This window comes from Neisseria weixii (genome assembly GCF_002327085.1).
In the GTDB taxonomy this organism is placed as follows: domain Bacteria; phylum Pseudomonadota; class Gammaproteobacteria; order Burkholderiales; family Neisseriaceae; genus Neisseria; species Neisseria weixii.
Genome location: NZ_CP023429.1, coordinates 808,765 through 831,595, shown reverse-complemented (window position 1 = coordinate 831,595; position 22,831 = coordinate 808,765). Strand labels below are relative to the sequence as shown.

Below are 22,831 nucleotides of genomic sequence, written 5' to 3'. Positions count from 1 at the left end.
CAACTTATTGATTCAAACTGATGATGCGGTGATTAGGCCGTCTGAACCTACCAACATCAATACTGCCATAGTGCATTCAGCCTAAACCGCTGTTTCAGGCGGCCTCTGAAACAGCGGTATCCGATAAAACTTGCTTATTCTTCAACAGAATCGCTTTCAGGCTCTCCTATTTCAAGCATCTCAGGTTTATCGGCGGCTTTATACAAATATACGGTGGCCAACGGTGGAATTTTTACCGACAGCGAATTCGGTTTGCCGTGTGATGCGACTTCTTCACTCGCCACTTCCTTGCCCGCACTCACGCCGCTGCCTTTATAGGCGGTATGGTCGGAATTCATGATTTCATGATACACACCCGCCTGGTTCACGCCGAAGCGGTAAGCATCGTGCACCACCGGTGTGAAGTTGCTGATGACAATGATGGTATTACCTTCGCGGTCGCGGCGTTCAAATACAAAAATCGAATTGTTGCCGTCGTCGGTTACCAGCCATTCAAAGCCTTCCGGCCATTGGTCAAGCTGATACAGCGGTGCATTGGCTTGATAAATGTGGTTCAAATCGCGCACATAATCCTGCATGCCTTTATGCCACCCTCCTTCTTCTTCCAGTAAATGCCAATCCAAGCCTTCGTTGTAATCCCACTCGCGGCCTTGCGCAAATTCATTGCCCATAAACAGTAATTTCTTGCCCGGGAAACCGAACATAAAACCGTAATAAGCGCGTAAGTTGGCAAACTGCTGCCAGCAATCGCCCGGCATACGCCCCAACAGCGAATATTTACCGTGCACCACTTCATCATGCGACAGTGGCAACACGAAGTTTTCGCTGTATTGATACATCATGGCAAAGGTGATTTTATCGTGGTGGTATTTGCGGTTGATCGGGTCTTCCTGCATATAGCGCAAGGTGTCGTTCATCCAGCCCATGTTCCATTTGTAGCTGAAATTCAAACCTTCTTGACGCGTCACATTCGGGAAAGAAGTCGAATCTTCGGCGATTTGTGTCGAATTCGGCACTTCCGTTTTCAACATGGTATTGGTGTCATGCAAAAATGCAATCGCTTCCAAGTTCTCATTGCCGCCGTATCGGTTCGGAATCCACTCGCCTTCTTTGCGCGAATAATCGCGGTTAATCATCGAGGCGATTGCATCCACGCGCAAACCGTCGAAACCGAAACGCTCAATCCAATACAACGCATTGCCTTGTAGGAAGTTTTTCACTTCGTTTCGGCCGAAGTTGTAAATCAGCGTGTTCCAATCCTGATGATAGCCTTCGCGCGGGTCGGCGTGTTCGTATAAAGCCGTACCGTCGAACTTGTTCAAACCGTGGTCGTCCACCGGAAAATGGCCGGCCACCCAGTCGAGAATCACGCAAATGCCCGCATCGTGCGCCGCTTTAATCAAGGCACGCAATTCGTCGGGCGAACCGAAACGGCTGGTCGGCGCATACAGGCCCGTTGCTTGATAACCCCACGAACCGTCAAACGGATATTCCGAAATGGGCAACAGTTCGATGTGGGTAAAGCCCATGTCTTTCACATACGCCACTAATTCGGTTGCCAACTGCTCATACGTCAGCCAAAAATTGTTTTCCGGATTGCGCTTCCACGAACCCAAATGCACTTCATAAATGCTGATCGGCGCATCAATGGCGTTGGCGCGGGCGCGAAACTCCGGTTCGGCCACTTTATCCGGCAAACCGCGCACTACCGAAGCCGTACCCGGGCGTAATTCGGCGCCGAAAGCATATGGGTCGGTTTTTTGGCGTACATTGCCGTGGATATCGCGGATTTCAAAGCGGTATAAATCGTTGAGCTTGATGCCCGGGATAAACATCTCCCAAATACCGTTGTCGCGATGGAAACGCATTACATGGCGGCGGCCGTCCCATTGGTTAAACTCACCAATCACCGACACGCGCTGCGCATTCGGCGCCCACACAGCGAAGCTCACACCCTTCACACCGTCCACTTCGGCAAAGTGCGCGCCCAAGGTTTCATACGGCCGCAAATGCTTGCCTTCCGCCAATAACCATGAATCCATATCCTGCAGGGCTGTACCGAAACGATATACATCTTCTTCGAGGACGGCTTCACCATGTTCGCTGTATTTCACACTCAACGCATAGTCAGGCGCATCTTCCGGCAACACGGCCACGAAGAAGCCTCGTTCATCGATTTTTTCAGACGGTCTGATCAATTTACCGTCGTGGCGGTTGACGATGTCCACACTAAACGCTCCCGGAAACAGCGTACGCACCACTTCATCACCTTCTGCCAAACGGTGTCGGCCCAGATAAGCAAACAAATCATTGTGCGTCGCCAAAAACAGGCTCTCGACCGTGTCGCGTTCGACGGAATCCAGCTCGTGGTAAGTCTTGGTGTGGCTGTTTTTCTTCATGCGTACCTCGTCAATCATGGCAAGTTGTCCGCTCATCAAGCGGTGTTTAGGGAAATCTTCCAGCGTTACCGGCATTTTGCGCGCCCAATTCGGATAACCTTCGGCCACGCCCGGCACATTGAGGTTATCGCTCATACCCAGCAGGTTTTCTAATTGCAGGGCAAGCAGTTTGCACCCGGTTTGTGCAGCATAGCGATGCACCGCGCTCATCAAATCTTCGGTCATTTCAGACGGCATATCGGCATCTTCCGCCAAACAGCGGCTTTGTTTTAATTTAGCAAACAAATCGGCTTTATCGTGTTCGCGCTGTTGCAAGGCCGTCTGAAATGCTTTGCCATCGGCAATCGTACCCAAACGGTGCATCGTGGCCAAATCTTTACCGGTCCAATAGGCAGCCAGCGGTGCCACGTCGTGGTACTGATGACCGCAATCGCTTGATGCGGATAATCTTGCGGCCACTCGAAACCTTGTGCATTTTGGCTGAAATACACCACTTTATAGGCATACACCTGATAGCGGTAGAGCAATTCCCGTGCCTGATCCGGCACCGTGCCCAAGTCTTCGCCGATAATCACGCATTGATGGCGTTGGCTTTCCAAAGCCAAAATGGCAAACATCGCTTCGGCATCGTAATGCACATACGTGCCGTGATCGGCGGTTTGGCTGCCCACAATCCACCACAGGCGGCACAAAGCCATCACATGATCGATACGCAACACGCCGTATAACCGCATGTTTGCACGCAATAATTGGGCGAATTTTTCATAGCCGCCGTGTTTGAGCATATAAGGATTCAGCGGTGGCAGATTCCAGTTTTGACCGGTCGGCCCCAACGGATCCGGCGGCGCGCCGACCGACATATCCATGCAGTAATCGCGGCGGTTGAGCCAAGTATCCGAGCCGCCGCGCGCCACACCGACAGCCAAATCGCCGTAAATACCCAGCTTCACACCGTATTTTTGTGCAGCTTGGTTCACTTCGGCCAATTGTTGCGCGCACAGCCATTGCAGCCACATATAAAAACGGATTTCGCGTTCGTGTCCTTTGGCAAAATTCCGTACCGCTTCACTCTGCGGATCCTGGTATTCAGACGGCCACGATGTCCAACCAATCTCACCCGGTTGGTTGTAATATTGATCTAAGGCTTCAAACAAGCCGAAACCGCGCAAAGCTTCGCCTTTTTCAGCGGCAAAAGCGGCAAAGGCTTCGCGCTCGCGTTGGGCTTCTTCACACGTTTCTTTTTCAAACGCGTTAAATGCCAATTGCAGCGCATCGCGTTTAAACGCCCAAACGGCGGTATAGGTGACAGTATCGGTCACGCGCAAGGCGGCGATGCGTTGCTGGATATTCGGCTGCTCCAACCACTTTTTGGCTTTTTCGCCATAGTTGAACGCAGCGACCTTGGCAACATCCAAATAAATCGGATTAAGCCATTCACGCGATGACGGACTATACGGGCTGGCATAAGCCGGACGGCTGGTAAACAGCGCATGCAGCGGATTGATGCCGATAAAATCCAATTGCTGTCCGGCCGCAAAAACCATCAAATCGGCCAAATCGGTAAAGTCGCCTATGCCCCAGTTGCGTTCGGAACGCAAGCTGTAAAGATGCGTGGTCAGGCCGTTCATCCTCAGTCCGTCTGAAAGCGCTTTGGGCTGATAAACCGATTTCGGCGCCACAATCAAACGCAGTTTCACCGCCGCACCATCAGTTCCGGCTGACAATACATAATAGCCGGAAGCCAACTCGGGCAAAGCCACCCGCACGTTGCCATTGTCATCATAGGCATTTAAAACCCAGCTTTCACCAGCTTCGTTTTCTAAACGGCATTCTGCGGCTGAATGAAATGTTGCAGGCAAGCCTAGAGTTTGCACTTCCTGCTCGCTTGCAACTAAGGTATCAGCAAACAGGCCGTCTGAAACATCGGTTTGCTGTAAAACTTGAAGGATAGCCTGCAAAACTTCGGGCATGGTTTCGTGGTACACGCCGCCGATGTCGTAAAAACCTAAATCAATGCCGTGTTCGCCGGCTTGTGTTTCTAATAAGTTCATCGCGTAAATCTGCCGTTGCGGTTAAGGGTGTGTGAAGCTAATCTTAATATAGATTGCGCGGCATCAAATATGTAATTCGACGTAGGCCGCCTCTAAAGCGCATTTTTCTCAGCTTGATTTGATTTAAGCCAAAATTTGATAATCTTTTCAATCAGCTGTTTGGATGCACCAATCAGACCAAAGGCCGTCTGAAGGGTTCGACACACAGGTCAAAACTTTTCAGACGGCCTTTATCATCCGTTCACAAATTAGTGTTGGTGACCATGCGGACCATGTACATGGCCGTGTTCGATTTCTTCAGCAGACGCTTCACGGATACCTTCGACTGTCGCTTTAAACAACACTTTCATGCCGGCCAAAGGATGGTTGCCATCAACCACAGCTTTACCGTCAGCCACATCGGTCACGCGGTAAATCAATACTTCGCCAGTTTCTGGATCATCGGCTTCAAACATCATGCCCACTTCAACTTCAACCGGGAACACACCGACATCTTCAATGCGCACCAATTCCGGATCTTGTTCGCCAAACGCATCATCAGGCGACAATGCCACTTCTACGGTCTCACCGACATTTTTGCCGTGTAATGCTTCTTCAACCAATGGGAAAATACCATCATAGCCACCGTGCAGATACACGATCGGCTCTTCGGTTTTATCCAATAATTGGTTGTTGGCATCGTACATTTCATAATGCAGGGATACTACTGAATTTTTAGCAATCGCCATTTTGTCGTCCTTGTTAATTGTTACCACAGTTGATACAAGCTGCATTCTAACACAGAGCCGCTGCTTGAAGTGTGTCATCCTGACTGGCGGCACCGAAGAAAGCCGGCAAGCACCATCTTCCACCACTTGCAAATTAAAACGCCACTTTTTACAAATTAATAATTAATATTTGTTGTTGTTTTTCCACAACAAAATGGCAAAAACTTCTCAAATTTTAACACTTTGCCAAAATTTTCACGATTTTGTCACAAACACCTTCAAGCAAGATAATAAATAGTTGAATTCAAAAATATTTAATCGGAATTTTATGGATAATTGTTACAAAATTTCCAAAAATCCGGAACTATTTTGTTATTTTATCAAACTAAGTAATTCATTCTGCGCTCTCTCTCTTAATTTCACGCCGTTGCAATGGCTTATACGGTGGGGCATAATTAAGAAAATTCAGGAATGAATTTCTACTGTAAGAGGCCGCTATGCGGCCGTTTTTTAGTTTTTACTTAAATCGATTTAAAAAAGAAGGTTATAAAATGAAAAATTCATTGTTCGCTGCTGCTTTGTTATCTTTGACTTTGGCTGCTTGTGGTGGTTCTGAGCCGGCTAAAGAAGCTGCTGTTGAAGCCGCTTCTGCTGCTTCTGCTGCTTCTGTTGCTGCCGAAGCTGCTGCTGACGCTGCGGCTTCTGCTGCTACTGAAGCCGCTTCTGCTACTACCGAAGCTACTGTTGAAGCCGCTTCTGAAGCTTCTCAAGCTGCTACTCAAGCCGCTTCTGCTGCTGCTTCTGCAACCGACGCTGCCGCCTCTGCTGCCGAAGCCGCCACTTCTGCTGCTAACTAATATTCTGTTTCAGAATAAAAAGCAGGATACTTCTCTAAAGTATCCTGCTTTTATATTTTTCAGACGACCTTTGATACCTTCTGCCTGTGCCCAGTTTATTTGCAGATTTGCGCTATAATCCTGACTCCTCACAAAACAAACACTCATCAGGCACAGCATGCACTCCCACCTATTCTCCTCGTTTCAATCGTTTCTTCACGTTTCAGAAATTCTCGAACCGGCTCCTTCGTTTATCATCGACCAACGCCGCCGCTTCACATCTACCCCGGATATTATTCTACAACCCCATTCCGTTGAAAGCGTGCAAAAAATCCTGCGCTTTTGTCATGAGAACCACATCACCGTCACGCCTCAAGGCGGTAATACCGGCTTATGCGGCGCGGCAGTTGCCCGCCAAGGCGTGTTGCTCAACCTTTCTAGGCTCGACAAGCTGCGTGAAATCAACCTAGCCGACAACAGCATGACCGTCGAAGCCGGTATGATTTTACAACACGCGCAAGAAGCCGCCGCCAATGCCGGCCGTTTTTTTCCCTTAAGTTTAGCCAGCGAAGGCTCCTGCCAAATCGGTGGCAACATCGCCTGCAATGCCGGCGGGCTGAATGTGTTGCGCTACGGATCCATGCGCGATTTGGTATTAGGCTTGGAAATCGTTTTACCCAACGGCGAATTGGTTTCCCACCTGCAACCTTTGCATAAAAACACCACCGGCTACGACTTGTGCCATTTATTTATCGGCAGCGAAGGTACGCTCGGCGTGATTACGGCCGCCACCTTAAAGCTCTTCGCCCGCCCGCAAACCACCGCCACCGCATGGGTTGGCTTATCCAGCATTGATGAAGCAGTAAGTCTGCTCACCAAAATTCAAAGCCATTTTGCCGAACGCTTATCCAGCTTCGAACTTATCAGCCGCTTTGCCTTAGATTTATCGTCTCAATTCAGTCAATTAACCAAACCGACCGATGCTGATTGGCATATTTTGATGGAACTGACCGATTCCATTCCCGACACCGATTTGGCCGAACAATTGGCCGAATACCTTTACACTCAAGGCTATGAAAACAGCGTGTTGGCACAATCCGAGCAAAAACGTCAAGAATTGTGGATCTTGCGTGAAAACATTTCCGCTTCGCAGCGCAATTTAGGCACCAGCATCAAACACGACATCGCTACCCCGATTGCGAACGTGGCTGATTTTGTGACCGAATGCGCCGCTGCCTTAAAAGCACGTTTTGCTGATATCCAAATCGTTTGCTTCGGCCATTTGGGCGACGGCAGCCTTCATTACAACACCTTCCTGCCCGATATTATGGGCAACGAAGTGTATGAATACGAAGATATTATCAACACCATCGTTTACGAACATATTTTAAAACACCAAGGCACCATCGCTGCCGAACACGGCATTGGCGAAATCAAAAACCATTGGATTCCCCATGTACGCGATGCAGCTGAAATCGCCTTAATGCGCGCCATTAAAGCGCAATTGGATCCGCATGATATTATGAATCCGGGTAAGCTATTGCCCTAACATTTATCAAACCATCAGTCTGAGACCTTTGCAAAACCCCGGATTTGAGTACAGTTCAAAAGTTATAGCAGCACAGAAAGCGCAGACATATCATCAAGACAGGCAAGCTTTCGAGCAGCGCATAACGAAGAAATGTGACAAAGATGGGGATTTTGCAAAGGTCTCGGCCGTCTGAAAAAACATCTTTCAGACGGCCTATTTATTATTGCCCAAAGTTTAAGCAATATTTTTTCTTATTAAAATTCAAACAACAAAACCAGTTATCCACATGATTCACACATCATCACACACTTTAATCACGGATATCAGCCAAACTTATCCCGTGATGACTATTCCCAAGCCATCTCCAATTCGCAACAAAATGCCGTCTGAAATCATACTTTAAGCTTGACGGATTCAGCGCTTTTTGCATGAAAATCACTTTGCCTATTTTTTAAACAATTCAATTTTTTCTTTAAATTTCAATCCACAAACCTGATTATCCACAGCAGGATTCACACAAAGCAAGGATAACTATACTTTTGTTAAGTTTACGATCAGACTGTCTGAACGCATTTTTCCATGGCATTCACTCAATCAAACGGCTTTTTCTGCCAATAAAACTTTTCCTTTTTCAGACGGCCTTGGAAGACTTCCGCGCCACCGCCCAATTCGAATACCAGTGCACCCGATAAATCCGTACGCAACAATGTCGCCCCATGTGCCGCCACCCTATTTTGCACCGCCTTGGTCGGATGGTCGTAGCTATTGGCATAGCCGCTCGAGGCTACCGCATATTGCGGCGACACCGCATTCAAAAACAAGCCCGCGCTGGCCGTATTACTGCCGTGATGCCCCAAAACCAATACTTGGCTGTAGAGCGCATTACCGTATTTTTGTACCAAATCGACTTCGCCCTTCTGCCCATATCGCCGGTAAGCAACAACGCCTGCCCGTCGGCCACCACACGCAGCACGCAGCTTTCATCATTGTCATCCTTACCCGAATGCGCTTCAGACGGCCTTAAAAACTCGAAGACCACACCATTCCACACCCATTGCGACTCATCGCAAAACTCGGCTTGCGGATAAAATTCAGGCTGACCGGCCAGCAGCTTTTCGGGTGGTTGCGCACGCTCGACTGCCGTATAGCCGCCGTCGTGATCAATATCATGATGCGACAATACCAGCTTATCCAGCCGCCGGATACCCAACGCATTCAAACTCGGCACAATACCCGCACCCACCGCATGCGCCGTACCGGTATCGAACAGCAAACGTGTTCGCGCGTCTGCATCAACACCGACAGCCCCTGCCCCGCATCCCATACCCAAACTTTCAGACGGCCTTCCGGTAAAGGCTGCAAACGGTAAAACACAAACCCAACCAACACCAAGCAAGCCCAAGGTTTCAATGCCGTGCCGCGCGGCAGCAACAAAACCAAAGCAGCCAAAACCGCCAACACCATCAACGGCCACGGCGCAGCCGCCACCGCAAACTCAGGCGAATATGCCGCCAGCCATACCAAAAACCGCAGCGTGTATTCCCCAAAGCCGCCGCCAGCCATTGCAGCGGCGCAAACTGCACAGCCGAACCTAGTAAAGCCAACGGCGTCAACACCCAAGAAAACCACGGAATCGCCAGTAAATTCACCAGTGGACTCAACAGCGGCAGCGATGCAAACATATAACCCAGCAACACCACCGATAGCAACGTAGCTGCCCATTGCCCGCGCACAGCCAACCACCATCCGCACTCGTTCAGACGGCCTGCCGACGACCAAATCAGCGCTGCCACCAAGCCGAAAGACAGCCACAAACCTACACCCAATGCCGCCAAAGGATCAAACAGCAGCACCAGCGCCAAAGCCTGGCACCAACCTGCCCACGGCGATAAACCGCTGCCGCGCCACCACGCATAGGCAAACGCTGCCAACATCAACACACTGCGCTGCGTCGGCACACCAAACCCCGCCAAACCCGCATACAATAACGCCCCAGCACACCGCCCGTCAACACCCACAATCTCGGCCGCTTCGGCACCACAGGCAACATCCGCAGCAACAGTTTCACCAAAAAGCCGAACCACACCGCCACCATCGTCACATGCAGCCCCGAAATACTCACCAAATGCGTCAAGCCCAAAGGCCTAAACGCCTGCCACAATTCCGCCCGCAACGCCGATTGTTCACCAATCCCCAATGCCCGCATCAATCCGATGCCGTCTGAAAACCCATGCCCGTAAAGATTCGCCTGCTGCCAATTACGGCTGATGCGCTCACGCCAAAGCGTCAGATTCAGGCTGTCCGACTCACTCAGCAACACCCTGCCCTTACCCAGCGAACCCATACCACCCACACCATTGGCCAGCGCCCACGCCTCACGGTTCAGCCCGCGTAAATTTACTTCACCAACCACCGGCCGCACCCGCGCCGACACCTGCCAGCGGCTGCCCACCGGCCAATCACGCAGCTGATAATCCGACAATACCAGCCGATATTCGCCGCCATCCTTATCCCAAGCCTTGGCCGCAAACTGCACCCGCCGCTTATCACGGCGAGGCAAATCGTCCACCACCACCGTCAACGCCACATTCTCCACCCGCGCCACCGGCCATTGCTGCACCAAAGCCGACTCCGTACGCCATATTCCATAAGCCATGCTAAACAACACACACAACAACAGCGCCGCCGGTTTCCAACGCCAAGCCGCCAATAAAATCAACCCAAACGCCGCAAGCCAAACCCACAACGGCGGTATGACAGGCAGCAGGAACGACACCAATACCCCGAATACCCAACACGGCAATACATAACGCAACATATATTATTTCTCTTGTAATAGTTTTTTATTATGATAAATTAGAAATAATGGATATGCATAGAAAAAGCCGTCTGAAAAATATTTTTCAGACGGCTTTTATTATTGATTGGTGTTATTTAATTTCTTTCTCATTTCGCAGTGCTACAATAGATACACAAAACGAGACAATTAGAAGGTTGTTGTAGCTCCCTTTCTCATTTCGCAGTGCTACAATGGCTTCGCGCAAAATATCCTTCCAAGATCAGTTGTAGCTCCCTTTCTCATTTCGCAGTGCTACAATAATTAAATGAAGTTTAGCACAAACAAGGAAGTTGTAGCTCCCTTTCTCATTTCGCAGTGCTACAATAATCGGTTTAAACAATTCTTCAGAAAGCCTGTTGTAGCTCCCTTTCTCATTTCGCAGTGCTACAATAGATACCTGATTGCCGTTCCAAATCGGTAAGTTGTAGCTCCCTTTCTCATTTCGCAGTGCTACAATTTGTATTTTTCGGGGTTCTTCGTGCGAACTGTTGTAGCTCCCTTTCTCATTTCGCAGTGCTACAATACCCACATACGTCGCCAGCTTGCGCGCGGCGTTGTAGCTCCCTTTCTCATTTCGCAGTGCTACAATATCGCCTGTCGGAGCGTAGCGAACACTTTTGTTGTAGCTCCCTTTCTCATTTCGCAGTGCTACAATTCAAAGCTGGAAATACAAAGATGATGAGGCGTTGTAGCTCCCTTTCTCATTTCGCAGTGCTACAATATTGGATATTTTCTTACATCAGCATAACTAGTTGTAGCTCCCTTTCTCATTTCGCAGTGCTACAATTTTTTTAACCTTTATTGATAAATTTCAAAGGTTGTAGCTCCCTTTCTCATTTCGCAGTGCTACAATTTCGCAACCGCGCAGCCCAACTTTTTTTCGTTGTAGCTCCCTTTCTCATTTCGCAGTGCTACAATAATCAGGGTGTGGCTTGTTGCAGCGTAAGGGTTGTAGCTCCCTTTCTCATTTCGCAGTGCTACAATAAACCAAGCGGAAAGACTTATTCAATAAGGTTTTCCGCTTGATTTTTCTAACTTAAAACCTTCTTAAAACAACAATAATTGGTCTGCATTAACCTTTTTTTCTTGTACTTTTAGCTCTCCTAAAAGCAATTTCATACTGGCAAATTGCTTTTCTGTTACTTCCAAACAGCGTACAGAACCTTCTTCAGGCAAATTGGCACACAGCCTATTGTGGTGTTTTTGCAACGAATCCCTACCTTTTACAATTCTGCTGTAAACGGATAATTGCAGCATTTGGTAACCATCTTTGAGCAAAAAATGTCGGAATTGGTTGGCCACTTTTCGCTTGGCTGCCGTCGTCACCGGCAAATCAAAAAAAACGATAATTCTCATAAATTTCGCCTCACTCATATTGATATGCCTTTAATGTTTGTAACTCGGGTAATTTCAAAAAACGAGCATTTTTTTGACTCAAGGCCGTCTGAAACGATGAAATCATTTTATCAATGGCTGCCAATGTGCTGAAACTTTGCTGCTCAATCATCATTTGATGGTGTAACACGCTGATAAGCTGTTGTTTTGCCATTGTGTTTAATTGTTCTCTCAGACGGCCTCTCTCTTTTAATTGAATCACCATTAAATCAGCCAATGGGCGAAGCGGTTCGATAAAATCATCAGCTAAATTAAAAGGATTTAGCTCACTTTTATGAAACAAACCCAATGCAGGCAACCACCCATATAACACTAGGCTGCGCGCCACCGCTGCACGCAATACGGCGTAAGCATAATTTAAATGTGCGTTGATTTCATTGTCTTCTGTGCGGGTAAATCTTTCGCCAAACAAAACCTGAAAATACAATGCTGCAGCTTGTGCCTCTTGATTGCCGTTGTCGCCTGATTTCACTTCAGAAGCCAATATACGCAAGCGTTTAGCGGCAATATCATTACCGGTTTCATCTACACAAAAAGCCTGATTCAAAATTTTTTGTTTCACAATTTTTTGCCAAAGCTGCTTTTTAATCGGTTCGCCCGCATATATTTGCAGCTTCAAGGTTTTGAGTTGGCGGTGATATTGTGAAAACGGCAACCACTGTCCGCAAGGCAAAAATTGTTCATCACAGGTCAGCAAAGTTACGCCATTTTCTGCTAAGGCCGATAGTAGCGGCGCCGTGATCAATGTTCCATGATTTTCCACTACGATGACCGCAATATCTTCTAAAGGAACGGTATAACTTTCTCCTTCTTGCTGGATATTGAGTTGTTTACGCAGCAAAGATAACTTGCTGCTGTTTTGAATGAGTACGCTTCTCCAAGTCATCATAATGTCCTAAAATTATCATTTATCATTAAAGACGAAAAATCCCTGTTTCAGACAGCCTGAAACAGGGAGATAAATTAACGAACCAGTGGACGTTTTTTAGGACGACATGGGGTAATGTCTTTGCCAAGTTCATCTATTTGAAACTTTTGGAACGAAAGAGCAGTTTTTACACCAACACTTTGGAAAATACCATTTTTCCCTTTACTTATATCCATATCATGTATTTTAATGTCAATAGCACCGTTCGCTCTATTCAGACTAACAAAATATCCAAAGAATTCATCTTTCTTAGTTTTTAACTTAATCAAATCATTCGAATATAAACAGAACTTAAAGTCAAACGAATTATCCACAATAACCCACTCTGACTCATCTTTTAAAGCCACAATCGCCCTATCCGGCAAAATCCCCTTAGCAACCTGCCAGCTATAAATAGGCACTAAGAAATATTTATTATCTTTTTCAAATACATCTACTCTGACCATTGTGGCATTATCGGCCACGCCGTTTTCTTCTCGTACAAGCACCCCTGATTTTTGGACTTGCTCGACACGCACAGCCTTAACTTGCTGGGTAGGAAGACCATGTTTATCCAACTTGTAAAATGGCTCTGCAAAGGCTTTCACAGGGTCATTTCCGTAGTTTTCCAAACGCACTTTCAGAGAGTCGTATAATTTAGGCTCGCGGTCACGATTGACCATTTTCTCTAAATCCGAAAGTTTTAATTGCGTTAAAGGTACACGTAAGACACTGATACCTTCAGCTAAACGTTTAGGTGATTTAATGGTTTCTAAGTGTCCCTGTCCGCTCATCTTCCTGTTTGGTGCACGAGAAACAAACAGCGGTGTAACATATTCATGTACTGCCTCAGGCCGTGATGATAATTTATCTGCCAACAAAGCTTTTAGCGCCTCTGACGTATCGGCTATCTCAAATTGAGGGTCGCCTTCCGGACGGCCAAATACACGAATCATTACTTCTTGGCGGAAGAAATCCCAAGGCTGTGGGAAGCTTAATCGTGTGACTTCACCGGTTGTTTTATCAAGCATTTCACCATCAAATGTATTCATCTCACGATAACGCACGTAATTGGTGATTTTCTGCTGCATGGCAACCGTTGAACAAGCCACCACAATGGCATCCACGGCATGATGGCGGTCATTATTAGAACGTACTTTATGCAAGCCCCAGAAGCCGCGTAGAAGATTGGTGATTTGGCCATTAGAAGCAAACACGCGACGCTTACCTTTACCTTTCAACATCATATTATCGGCCACAAATTGACACAGGAATCGGCTCACATAGCGGGTATCATTAAGATTGCGCTCTTTGAAGCCTTCTTCATCAATTTTTTGCAGCAAAATTCTTTGTTTTTTACTGTATGGAAAACGGCAGGTTTGTACACGCGCAACAAACTCCCGCCATTCACGGCTATTTTCTTTACCATTAAAATATTCATATGGCGTTTGATTGCCTTTGTTTTGGTTCTCACTGCCCAATACCAGCACTTTATTATTAAAGCTGTCGTCCCATGTTCGTGAAAATGGCAAAGCATGGTCAATCTCAACATAGCCTTTTCCATTCAGACGGCCTAAATCAATTTCTTTGCCTGAATACAAGCATTGCCCATGCTGCTGCTCATACAAGCGCATTTTCAAAATATCTTTGGCTTTAGGCTCGCCGACAAAATGAGGGAAATATTCTTTAAACTTCGCCACCGCTCTTTCTCTATCACGGCGGTTTTCTTCTTGGCGTTTTTCAATATCTTTGCGGTCTTTATAAGATTTGCCCACTTCACGCGCCGTCTCGATATGAATCCGCATCGGCGATCCATATCGACGCACCACGGCATTAATGATTTTTCGTGCTTGAGACAAAGCGCGCAACACTACCGGATTTAGGATTTGGTCGGCCGGAATCGGCGGCAAATAAATTTCTTCACGCTTTTCTTTTTGCCCATAATGGTCGCCGTAAACCGACTGGCAAGCCTCATCATAACGCAGCCCTGTTCCATCAATGGCAGAATCTTACGTAACGCTTTAAGCGAAATTTGAATAAATTTCTCAAAATTCAAATGAAGAAGCAGCGCATTTAATTCCGCTTCCGGCAATAAGCCGTTCAGACGGCCTCGAATATCATCATCGGTTTTATATAATGAAAACGCCGTTCCAATTTCGTCTTGCAATTCAGGGCTATAAGCCAAGGGCAATTTCTTATCTTTCAAACCTTCTTTTTCTAAGGCCCGGCTAATGGCATGATAAGCTTTCATTTCCATCAAAGTGCCATTTTCAGCATTGTCTGCACCATAGCGCAAACCCTTGAAATGAGCAGTTTCATTCAGCTCCAATTCCTTACGCACTTGTGCATAAGTCAGCTTGGATTTTTGATAAGCTAAGTCAATCAGTTGGCTGCGTTCGCTATCCGTTAATGCCCGCTCTGTACCCTCTTCCAAAATCCGCAGATTATTCAGCTTAGTCAACCAAACAAAACGCTCGGCGGTGTAGGTATTTTTGGCCGCCTTATATTCAGCAGTTTCAAACGTACAATGCCCCAACATTTCCTGCACCGCATTACCGGAAAGTGCTGGGCGTTGAACCATCAACAAATCTTTAACTGCTTTTTTAAGTCCGTCTGAAACATGAGGATTACCGTATTCTGTTTGCTTTTCAAACAATAAATCCAATTCGGCAAGCAAATCTTTGCGGTTAAAAGTATGAGAATAATCACCGCGTTGATTGCGGATATGACCTGCTTCCTGCTCAAATTTTTTCACCGCCAATTCAGCAGGGGTACGGAATTGTTCATCTTTCAATGCCTCATGATTGGCCTTAACCCCAGAAAGCAATGCACCCAACTCTTTATCGGCACTTTGCTCTTCATTTTTTCGCTGCGATAAATAGCCACGGTGTTTTACTATATGCAACAATACTGCCGCCCATTCTTTAGGCATTAGTTTTCGGTCAAGCGCAGCAACACGCAATTGCCAAGGCATATTCGGCAAATCATTCACCAAACCTTTTTCATCAAAATCTGCTGACGATAAAACACCTTCCCGCTTTAATAAACGGCGCGCACGCAACAAACGATGCGCACGACGACGGATAATGCGCCGCTGGCTTCGCGCTTCTCGACGAACCTTATTCAAAGATTCACCCTCTTTGGCGGTTTCGGCCTTTTCAAATACCCGAACACCGACATCAATTAAGCGTTTTGGCATTTCCTGCTCATCAATCTCAATCACAGCCCAACCAACCGAGGCAATGCCAATATCCAAACCCAAAATATAATTCATCGGTTTCAATTTCGTGGTAATCATCGTTAACCCTTTGTATGGAAATGTTAAATATAAATATATCGCATCTGGGTATTTTTATGCAATTAAATTATTGACAACATTATTTTCCAAACGTAGAATTGATTCCATTGTTGCACTGCGAAATGAGAAACGTTGCTACAATAAGGCCACCGAAAGATATTTATATCTGTGCCGAAATGCACTGTTTATTAAGAATTCATTCTTAATAAACATCATGCCCCTCAAATTTCGGTTTTGAGGGGCTTAACTTTATCTAAAAATACTAAAAGGCCGTCTGAAAGATTCCCTCTTTCAGACGGCCTTTATCACTTAATTCAAATCAACTCAAAATCAAGCCAATTCTTTGCGCAGTTTCTCGGTAACGTTCATCATCACTTCCAACTGCTCGATGGTTTCTTTCCAACCGCGGGTTTTCAGACCGCAGTCTGGGTTCACCCACAGGCGTTCAACCGGTACCACTTCGATGGCTTTGCGCAGCAGGTGCTCCACTTCAGCTTCAGTTGGCACGCGTGGGCTGTGGATGTCGTACACGCCCGGGCCGATGTCGTTCGGGTATTTGAATTCGCCAAACGCAGTCAGCAGTTCCATATCTGAGCGTGAAGTTTCGATGGTGATCACATCGGCATCCATGCTGGCAATCGCAGGCAGAATGTCGTTGAACTCAGAGTAGCACATATGAGTGTGGATTTGGGTGCTGTCTTCGCAACCGGTTGAAGACAGGCGGAAGGCTTCACTGGCCCAAGCCAGGTAAGCATCCCAGTCGGCACGTTTCAAAGGCAAACCTTCGCGAATCGCAGGTTCGTCGATTTGAATCACTTTAATGCCGGCTTTTTCCAAATCCAACACTTCATCGTTCAGCGCCAGTGCGATTTGTTTGCACACGGTGCTGCGTGGAATGTCGTTGCGCACGAAAGACCATTGCAGAATGGTTACCGGGCCGGTCAACATGCCTTTCATCGGACGTTTGGTGAGGGTTTGTGCGTAGGTTGACCAAGCCACAGTCATGGCGTTCGGACGGCTTACGTCACCGAAAATCACAGGTGGTTTCACGCAACGTGAACCGTAGCTTTGTACCCAGCCGTATTGAGTGAACGCGAAACCGCTCAACAATTCGCCGAAATATTCCACCATGTCGTTACGCTCGGCTTCGCCGTGTACCAACACGTCCAGATCCAATTTCTCTTGCTCTTCCACCACCAAGGCGATTTCTTTTTTCATCGCAGCTTCGTAGTCGGCGGCAGAGAGTTCGCCCTTTTTAAATGCGGCACGCGCTTGGCGGATTTCGGTGGTTTGCGGGAATGAGCCGATGTTGGTGGTCGGCAGCAGCGGCAGGTTCAGCCATGCTTGTTGCGCTTTGATGCGCTCGGCAAACGGTGATTTGCGCTGGTCGGCATCGGCTGGCAGTGATGCCAAGCGTTGAGCAACGTCGTCGCGGTGGATTTCTTTGCTCGCGGCGCGTGAATCGGCAGCGGCTTGGCTGTCGGCCAATTCGGCGGCAACGGCTTCTCGGCCTTGGTTCAATGCGGTTTTCAACACGCGCAATTCTTGGGTTTTCTGCAAGGTGAAGGCCAACCATGAGAACAAGGCAGGTTTGTTGGCTTTCAGTTTTTCCTCTACCGACAAATCATATGGCGTGTGCAGCAGCGAACATGAGCTGGAAATCCACAAGCGCTCGCCCAATTGGGCTTGCAAAGGCTCAAGCGTGGCCAATACGTTGTTCAAATTAGCGCGCCAAATATTGCGGCCGTCAATCACGCCGGCAGACAATACTTTGTCGTAATCGGCAAATGCATCCAATTGCTCGGGCACGCGCACCAAATCAATGTGCAAACCATCTACAGGTAAGGCTTTCAGACGGCCTGCGTGTTCTGCAACCGAGCCGAAGTAGGTGCTCAACAGGATTTTTGCGTTCACTTGGCTCAAAGTGGCATAAACGTCCTGATAAGCATCCAACCATGCTTGTGGCAGGTCAACCGCCAATGCAGGCTCATCAATTTGAATCCATTCGGCACCGGCTGCCGCCAATTCGGTCAGGATTTCCACGTAAACCGGCAATAATTTAGGCAACAGGCTCAAACGATCGAATTCGGTTGCGCCTTTTTCTTTACCGATCCACAGATAAGTCAGCGGGCCAACGATGGTCGGTTTGGCTTTATAGCCTAAGGCTTGGGCTTCTTTCAATTGCTGAACGTAATGCGCGGCATTGGCTTTGAATTCGGTATCGGCGTGGAATTCCGGCACCAAATAGTGATAGTTGGTGTCAAACCACTTGGTCATTTCGATGGCGAACTGATCTTTATTACCGCGCGCCAATTGGAAATATTGTTCCAAGGTCAGGTTTTGGCTGTCGAAACCGAAACGCGCCGGAATCGAACCGGTAGCCACTTGCAAATCCAAAATGTGGTCGTAAAAAGTGAAATCGGCCACTGCCACGAAATCCGCATCGGCTTGGGTTTGATGTTGCCAGTTTTTCTCACGCAAACCTTTGGCCACGTCCAGCAGCTCTTGTTCGCTCACTTCTTTGCGCCAGTATTTTTCTTGCGCAAATTTCAATTCACGGAATGCGCCGACGCGCGGGAAACCTGAAAAATGTAATGTAGCCATGTGCTCTCTCCTGATTTAAAATGTTCGATATTGATTAAAAAAATAAAGGGTTATTCAATACTTAAGCGGCGTTCGGCAATGGGCGTACACCCAAAGTGTGGCAAATCGCGTAGGTTAATTCGCTGCGGTTGAGCGTGTAAAAGTGAAAATCTTTCACGCCTTCACGCGACAATACTTTCACCATGTCGATGGCAATACTCGCCGCCACCAGATTGCGCGTGCCTTGATCGTCGTCCAAACCGTCATACATACGCGCCAACCAGTTCGGAATCTTCACATTGGTCACTTGCGCCATTTTGCCTAACTGCTTGAAATTGGTGACCGGCAAAATGCCCGGCACGATTTCGGCGTCAATACCGACGGTCACGCAGCGGTCGCGAAAACGCAGATAGCTTTCGACATCAAAGAAAAACTGGGTAATCACATGATTGGCGCCGGCATCGATTTTTCGTTTCAAATTAATCAAATCCGCCTGCGCCGATTTGGCTTCGGGATGCACCTCCGGGTAAGCCGCCACGGAAATATCAAAATCGGCCACCGAACGCAATACTTTGACTAAGTCTTCGGCATAAAACGGCTTTTTCGCATAGCCGGCCGGCTCGTCACCACGCAAAGCGACAATGCGGCGGATACCGCTGTCCCAATAATCTTGCGCAATTTGCTTCAGCTCTTCAGGCGAGGCATCGATGCCGGTCAAATGCGGGGCAGCCTCCAAGCCGGTTTGCTGTTTGATGTTTTTGACGATGCCGTGTGTACGGTCGCGCTCGCCCGAATTGGCGCCATAAGTAACCGACACAAACTTGGGATGCAGGTTTTTCAGGCGGTGAATCGAATCCCACAGCATGGTTTCCATTTGCTCGTTTTTCGGCGGGAAAAATTCAAACGATACGTTGATATCGCCTTTTAAATCACACAAACTGTTGTTCAGTGCATTAATCTCTTTTGCGTAACTCATGGCTTTTACCTCTTTTGCAATGGTGCTGTGCTCTCTGTTAACGCTATCTTATGTTTTTCTTTATCATGAGTCAATTTCAAAATTTTCCAATTAATCATGAATTATTTTAATAATAAATTAAATCAGCATTTTATGGCAAATAAACATATTCTCCGATACAATTCCCCCATGGCCTATTCAGAAGACTTCAAACAACCCGTACTCAAAAAACTCCGTCAAGGATGGACGATTCGCAGAACCGCAAAAGAATCCGGCACCGCCATTCTCCACCATCACGCTTTGGAGACGCCCTCCGGCTCCCCAAGCCCCTCCAAAGCAACGGAAAACCCGCAAAATCAGCGCCCAGGCACTGCTCGAAGATGTCGGGCGTTATCCTGATGCCTATTGCTGTGAAAGAGCGCAACGCTTTGGCTGTTCCCATACCGCCATACACAAAGCATTAAAGCGATACGGCATCAGCTGCAAAAAAAAGACCAACCGCCATCCGAAAGCCGGCAGAAGGCTCAGAAAAAACTTCCTGAAGTTACTGCACCGCTACATCCGCCGTAACCGTCCGGTTGTTTGTTCAGACGGGAGCAAATTCGGAAAATCCTGTTACCGGCCTTACGCTTATGCGCCAAAAAGCCGGCGTTGTCATGCGCTTCATGATTGGCAGGGGCATCATCAGACCAATGCCGTTGGAGCGTTATTTCACGGCAAACTGTTTGCCGTCGGGCTGTTTGATTGCAGTATTGACCGCCGGATATTTGATGCTTGGGTGGAGCGGGTTTTGATTCCGGAGCTGCCGCAAAACAGTGTGGCGGTGATGGGTAATGCGGCGTTTCATAAGGGTAAGGCAGAAGCCTTGCTGAAGGAAAAGGGGCATACCGTGTTATGGCTTCCGCCCTATAGTCCCGATCTGAATCAGATAGAGAAAAAGCGGGCTTGGATTAAAGGTGTTGGGAATCGGCTGAGAATGGCGGATGTGGATTGGCTATTTCAGGCGTGTATCGATAAATAAGTTTATTTGTTATAATTACTTTCTCATAATTATTCTTTAATTCAAATAAATATTAAAAAAGCCGTCTGAAAAAGATTTTCTTTTTCAGACGGCCTTGAGCGCTTTATAAAATCCAATCTTAATCCTGCTTTTGCATTTTCAACCAAAACAAATGGCGGCAAGAATCAGTAAAGCGTTTGTGCTCCGGCTTAATGCGGCCATGCTCGGGATGCGCCAACACCTGATAGCTGATTTCGCATGGCAAACAAGTGACGGCATTGGGCTCGACATCAAAATTGCCTTCATCCTGCTCCATGCTGCAACGCAATAACGCGCCATCGGCGAAATGGTACACTGTTTCATCCAACACGCCGTCTGAAAGCTTTTCAGACGGCGTGTCTTCTTTGGCAATCAATGCCACACCACCCAAACCATGCGCAGCACGGGCATACAATCCCAGCGGCAAATCCATTATTCGGCTTCTTCAATCCAAGCCTGTTGCACCGCTTCGAGGATGCGCTCGCCGCAACGTGCCGGATCGTCGTCAAATTCGGGCAGCGCCATAATCAATTCGCGCAAATGGGTGAAGCGGATGGTTTTCGGATCGATGTCGCCGTGTGCGTCATACAATTCTTCGGCAATGCGTTGGGTATCAGTCCATTTCATGAGTGCGTCCTTTCGATGTGTAGCAGCTTGGGCCGTCTGAAACCATTTCATTTAATATAAGGCAAACCATCACCCAGATCAAATCAGGTTGGCAATGGATAATATACCCTAATTTACACTTGGCTATGCAACTAAATCGGCGTAAAAGGCTCTTAAACTCTATTTCCAGCAGTAATAAGGAATCGCTGATGAACAATGCTCTGAATGCCAAACTGTCTAAATTGGTTTACGGCCCGGTACCCCAAGAGCCTGATTATCTTACCAAAGCGCACCCCGTTGACCGTTTGATTCTGCTCATTCGCCATATCTACCATACCCTGGACGAGCAACACGGCCTGACGCAAGTGACTTTGCACATTCATTGCGGCAACATGCGGGGACAAGTGCGCCTGCAGCCGGTTGCGGCGAGCGCCAATTCCGCCGTGATTCGTTTGAAACGCTGGAATCTGTACCAACGCATTGCCGAACAAGTGCTCGGCTGCGGCCAAATATCGGTGTCGCTGGCAAAAGTGAAAGTAGAAGGCGCCATCGAGCAGTCTTATTGCGAAGAGATCGTGCAGCAAATGATTGACGGCTTTGGTTTGACCACTGATGAATCTACACTCTCCATCCAAGCGGCAGACAACGCTTTTGCAGAATTGCCCAAACAATCTTCTGCTTATTCCCAACCGGAAGCGCCACGTATTGTGTCCTCACGCGGTAAAAGCTTAAGCCGGATTAACACCCGGCCCAAAACGGAAAACTACGCCGCAGCGCAAGCAAGCTTACCCAAAGCTTCGTCCATTAAGGTTTCCCGTTTCAGCTTTGGCGGCTATAAACAAAAATAAGTTTGACTGTTTCACTTTATTATCAAGGCCGTCTGAAATCAAATAATGGTTTCAGACGGCCTTTTGATCAGTTAATGATCTTCGCGCGCATGGTTGATGGTGTATTTCGGGATTTCCACCACCAAATCCTCATCGGCCAACACCGCTTGGCAGCTCAAACGTGAATCGGCTTCCAACCCCCATGCCTGGTCAAGCAAATCTTCTTCAATTTCAGTCGGCTCTTCCAAACTGTCAAAACCTTTGCGGATAATCACGTGGCAAGTGGTACAGGCACAGGATTTTTCACAGGCGTGATCCACTTCGATGTCGTAATCCAACAAAACATCCAATACGGTTTTGCCTTCCGGTGCGTTATCGATAACCGCGCCTTCAGGGCACAATGTTGCGTGTGGTAATACGGTAATTTTCGGCATTTTTATGTTCTCGTTGATGTCAATGGTTTGCGTCGGGCATGTGCAGCACGATGCCTTTTTGCTTTAAATTGTCCAAGCATTCTCGCAGATAATCCGCATCATGCTCGGGATAAATCGGATTGTCGGCAGGTAATGACAATTGCTCGGCATAAGGCGGCTCGGTTTTACCGCGATACAGCGGGTCGAACCACGCTTCATCAGGCCGATAACCGCGCCGGTGCATTTCCTGCATAATCAGCACATGATACTGAAAAAGCTTATACGGAGGATGGGTAAACACATAATCCACCGTCGCATGCGGCCGCGCCCAGCCTGCCCGCGCAAGGCGGCACATTCGCGGTGTTGCCCTAAAAGCTGCCGGTGCGGCAATTGGCTAATCAAAGATTCGTGCCACAAGCGCATGGTTTTCTTTCATTATTTTTCA

General features: G+C 47.7%; 12 protein-coding genes, 4 pseudogenes and 1 CRISPR repeat array. Of the genes and pseudogenes, 4 read left to right on the top strand and 12 right to left on the bottom strand.

Annotation, left to right across the window (positions count from 1 at the left end):
- Positions 1 to 134: 134 nt before the first annotated feature.
- Positions 135 to 4,450, bottom strand: a pseudogene (gene glgB / locus CGZ65_RS04185) (1,4-alpha-glucan branching protein GlgB).
- Positions 4,451 to 4,698: 248 nt separating this feature from the next.
- Positions 4,699 to 5,178, bottom strand: coding sequence for an FKBP-type peptidyl-prolyl cis-trans isomerase (locus CGZ65_RS04180; RefSeq protein ID WP_096294930.1), 480 nt, complete (start codon positions 5,176 to 5,178; stop codon positions 4,699 to 4,701).
- 530 nt (positions 5,179 to 5,708) lie between these two features.
- On the opposite strand from CGZ65_RS04180, the gene CGZ65_RS04175 reads away from it, so the two are divergent.
- Together CGZ65_RS04175 and CGZ65_RS04170 are read left to right on the top strand one after the other, a co-directional pair.
- Positions 5,709 to 6,014, top strand: coding sequence for a hypothetical protein (locus tag CGZ65_RS04175; RefSeq protein WP_096296092.1), 306 nt, complete (start codon positions 5,709 to 5,711; stop codon positions 6,012 to 6,014).
- A 157-nt stretch (positions 6,015 to 6,171) separates the two neighbouring features.
- A complete protein-coding gene (locus CGZ65_RS04170) occupies positions 6,172 to 7,542 on the top strand; it encodes an FAD-binding oxidoreductase (RefSeq protein ID WP_096294929.1) in 1,371 nt (456 codons plus the stop codon).
- 572 nt (positions 7,543 to 8,114) lie between these two features.
- Here the strand turns inward: CGZ65_RS04170 and CGZ65_RS14875 are convergent.
- The 6 genes and pseudogenes from CGZ65_RS14875 to metF all read right to left on the bottom strand — a co-directional run bounded on the left by CGZ65_RS14875 (position 8,115) and on the right by metF (position 19,522).
- A pseudogene (locus tag CGZ65_RS14875) lies at positions 8,115 to 10,342 on the bottom strand (DNA internalization-related competence protein ComEC/Rec2).
- Positions 10,343 to 10,520: 178 nt separating this feature from the next.
- Positions 10,521 to 11,347: direct repeats of the CRISPR family, unit length 36 nt; unit sequence GTTGTAGCTCCCTTTCTCATTTCGCAGTGCTACAAT.
- Positions 11,348 to 11,410: 63 nt separating this feature from the next.
- Positions 11,411 to 11,737 (bottom strand): CRISPR-associated endonuclease Cas2, encoded by a 327-nt coding sequence (gene cas2 / locus CGZ65_RS04160; RefSeq protein ID WP_096294928.1) that lies wholly within the window; start codon positions 11,735 to 11,737, stop codon positions 11,411 to 11,413.
- Positions 11,730 to 12,644 carry a type II CRISPR-associated endonuclease Cas1 gene (gene cas1 / locus CGZ65_RS04155; RefSeq protein WP_096294927.1) on the bottom strand — a complete coding sequence of 305 codons (915 nt, stop codon included), beginning with the start codon at positions 12,642 to 12,644 and terminating at the stop codon, positions 11,730 to 11,732. The genes cas2 and cas1 overlap by 8 nt, the downstream gene beginning before the upstream one ends.
- A 77-nt stretch (positions 12,645 to 12,721) precedes the next feature.
- Positions 12,722 to 15,939: pseudogene (gene cas9, locus CGZ65_RS04150) on the bottom strand (type II CRISPR RNA-guided endonuclease Cas9).
- Positions 15,940 to 16,293: 354 nt separating this feature from the next.
- Positions 16,294 to 18,567 carry a 5-methyltetrahydropteroyltriglutamate--homocysteine S-methyltransferase gene (metE, locus tag CGZ65_RS04145; RefSeq protein WP_096294926.1) on the bottom strand — a complete coding sequence of 758 codons (2,274 nt, stop codon included), beginning with the start codon at positions 18,565 to 18,567 and terminating at the stop codon, positions 16,294 to 16,296.
- 61 nt (positions 18,568 to 18,628) lie between these two features.
- A complete protein-coding gene (gene metF, locus CGZ65_RS04140) occupies positions 18,629 to 19,522 on the bottom strand; it encodes a methylenetetrahydrofolate reductase (RefSeq protein ID WP_096294925.1) in 894 nt (297 codons plus the stop codon).
- Positions 19,523 to 19,643: 121 nt separating this feature from the next.
- Between metF and CGZ65_RS14870 the strand changes: the two genes are divergently transcribed.
- Entirely contained in the window at positions 19,644 to 20,522 is an 879-nt protein-coding gene (locus CGZ65_RS14870; protein ID WP_332457942.1) for a transposase, read from the top strand.
- A 118-nt stretch (positions 20,523 to 20,640) separates the two neighbouring features.
- Here CGZ65_RS14870 and CGZ65_RS04130 read toward each other — a convergent pair whose 3' ends face one another.
- Positions 20,641 to 20,973 (bottom strand): hypothetical protein, encoded by a 333-nt coding sequence (locus CGZ65_RS04130; protein ID WP_096294923.1) that lies wholly within the window; start codon positions 20,971 to 20,973, stop codon positions 20,641 to 20,643.
- Positions 20,973 to 21,167: a Fe-S cluster assembly protein IscX gene (iscX, locus tag CGZ65_RS04125; RefSeq protein ID WP_096294922.1), complete on the bottom strand. Its 195-nt coding sequence runs from the start codon at positions 21,165 to 21,167 to the stop codon at positions 20,973 to 20,975. Before iscX ends, CGZ65_RS04130 begins: the two co-directional genes overlap by 1 nt.
- 188 nt (positions 21,168 to 21,355) lie before the next feature.
- Between iscX and CGZ65_RS04120 the strand changes: the two genes are divergently transcribed.
- Complete coding sequence (locus CGZ65_RS04120; protein WP_096294921.1) at positions 21,356 to 21,994, top strand: hypothetical protein; 639 nt, start codon at positions 21,356 to 21,358, stop codon at positions 21,992 to 21,994.
- 71 nt (positions 21,995 to 22,065) lie between these two features.
- On the opposite strand, the gene fdx is transcribed toward CGZ65_RS04120, so the two are convergent.
- A complete protein-coding gene (gene fdx / locus CGZ65_RS04115) occupies positions 22,066 to 22,407 on the bottom strand; it encodes an ISC system 2Fe-2S type ferredoxin (RefSeq protein ID WP_096294920.1) in 342 nt (113 codons plus the stop codon).
- Between the two features lie 103 nt (positions 22,408 to 22,510).
- Positions 22,511 to 22,809 (bottom strand): annotated as a pseudogene (locus tag CGZ65_RS04110) (TIGR02328 family protein); the annotation flags it as partial.
- Positions 22,810 to 22,831: the final 22 nt, after the last annotated feature.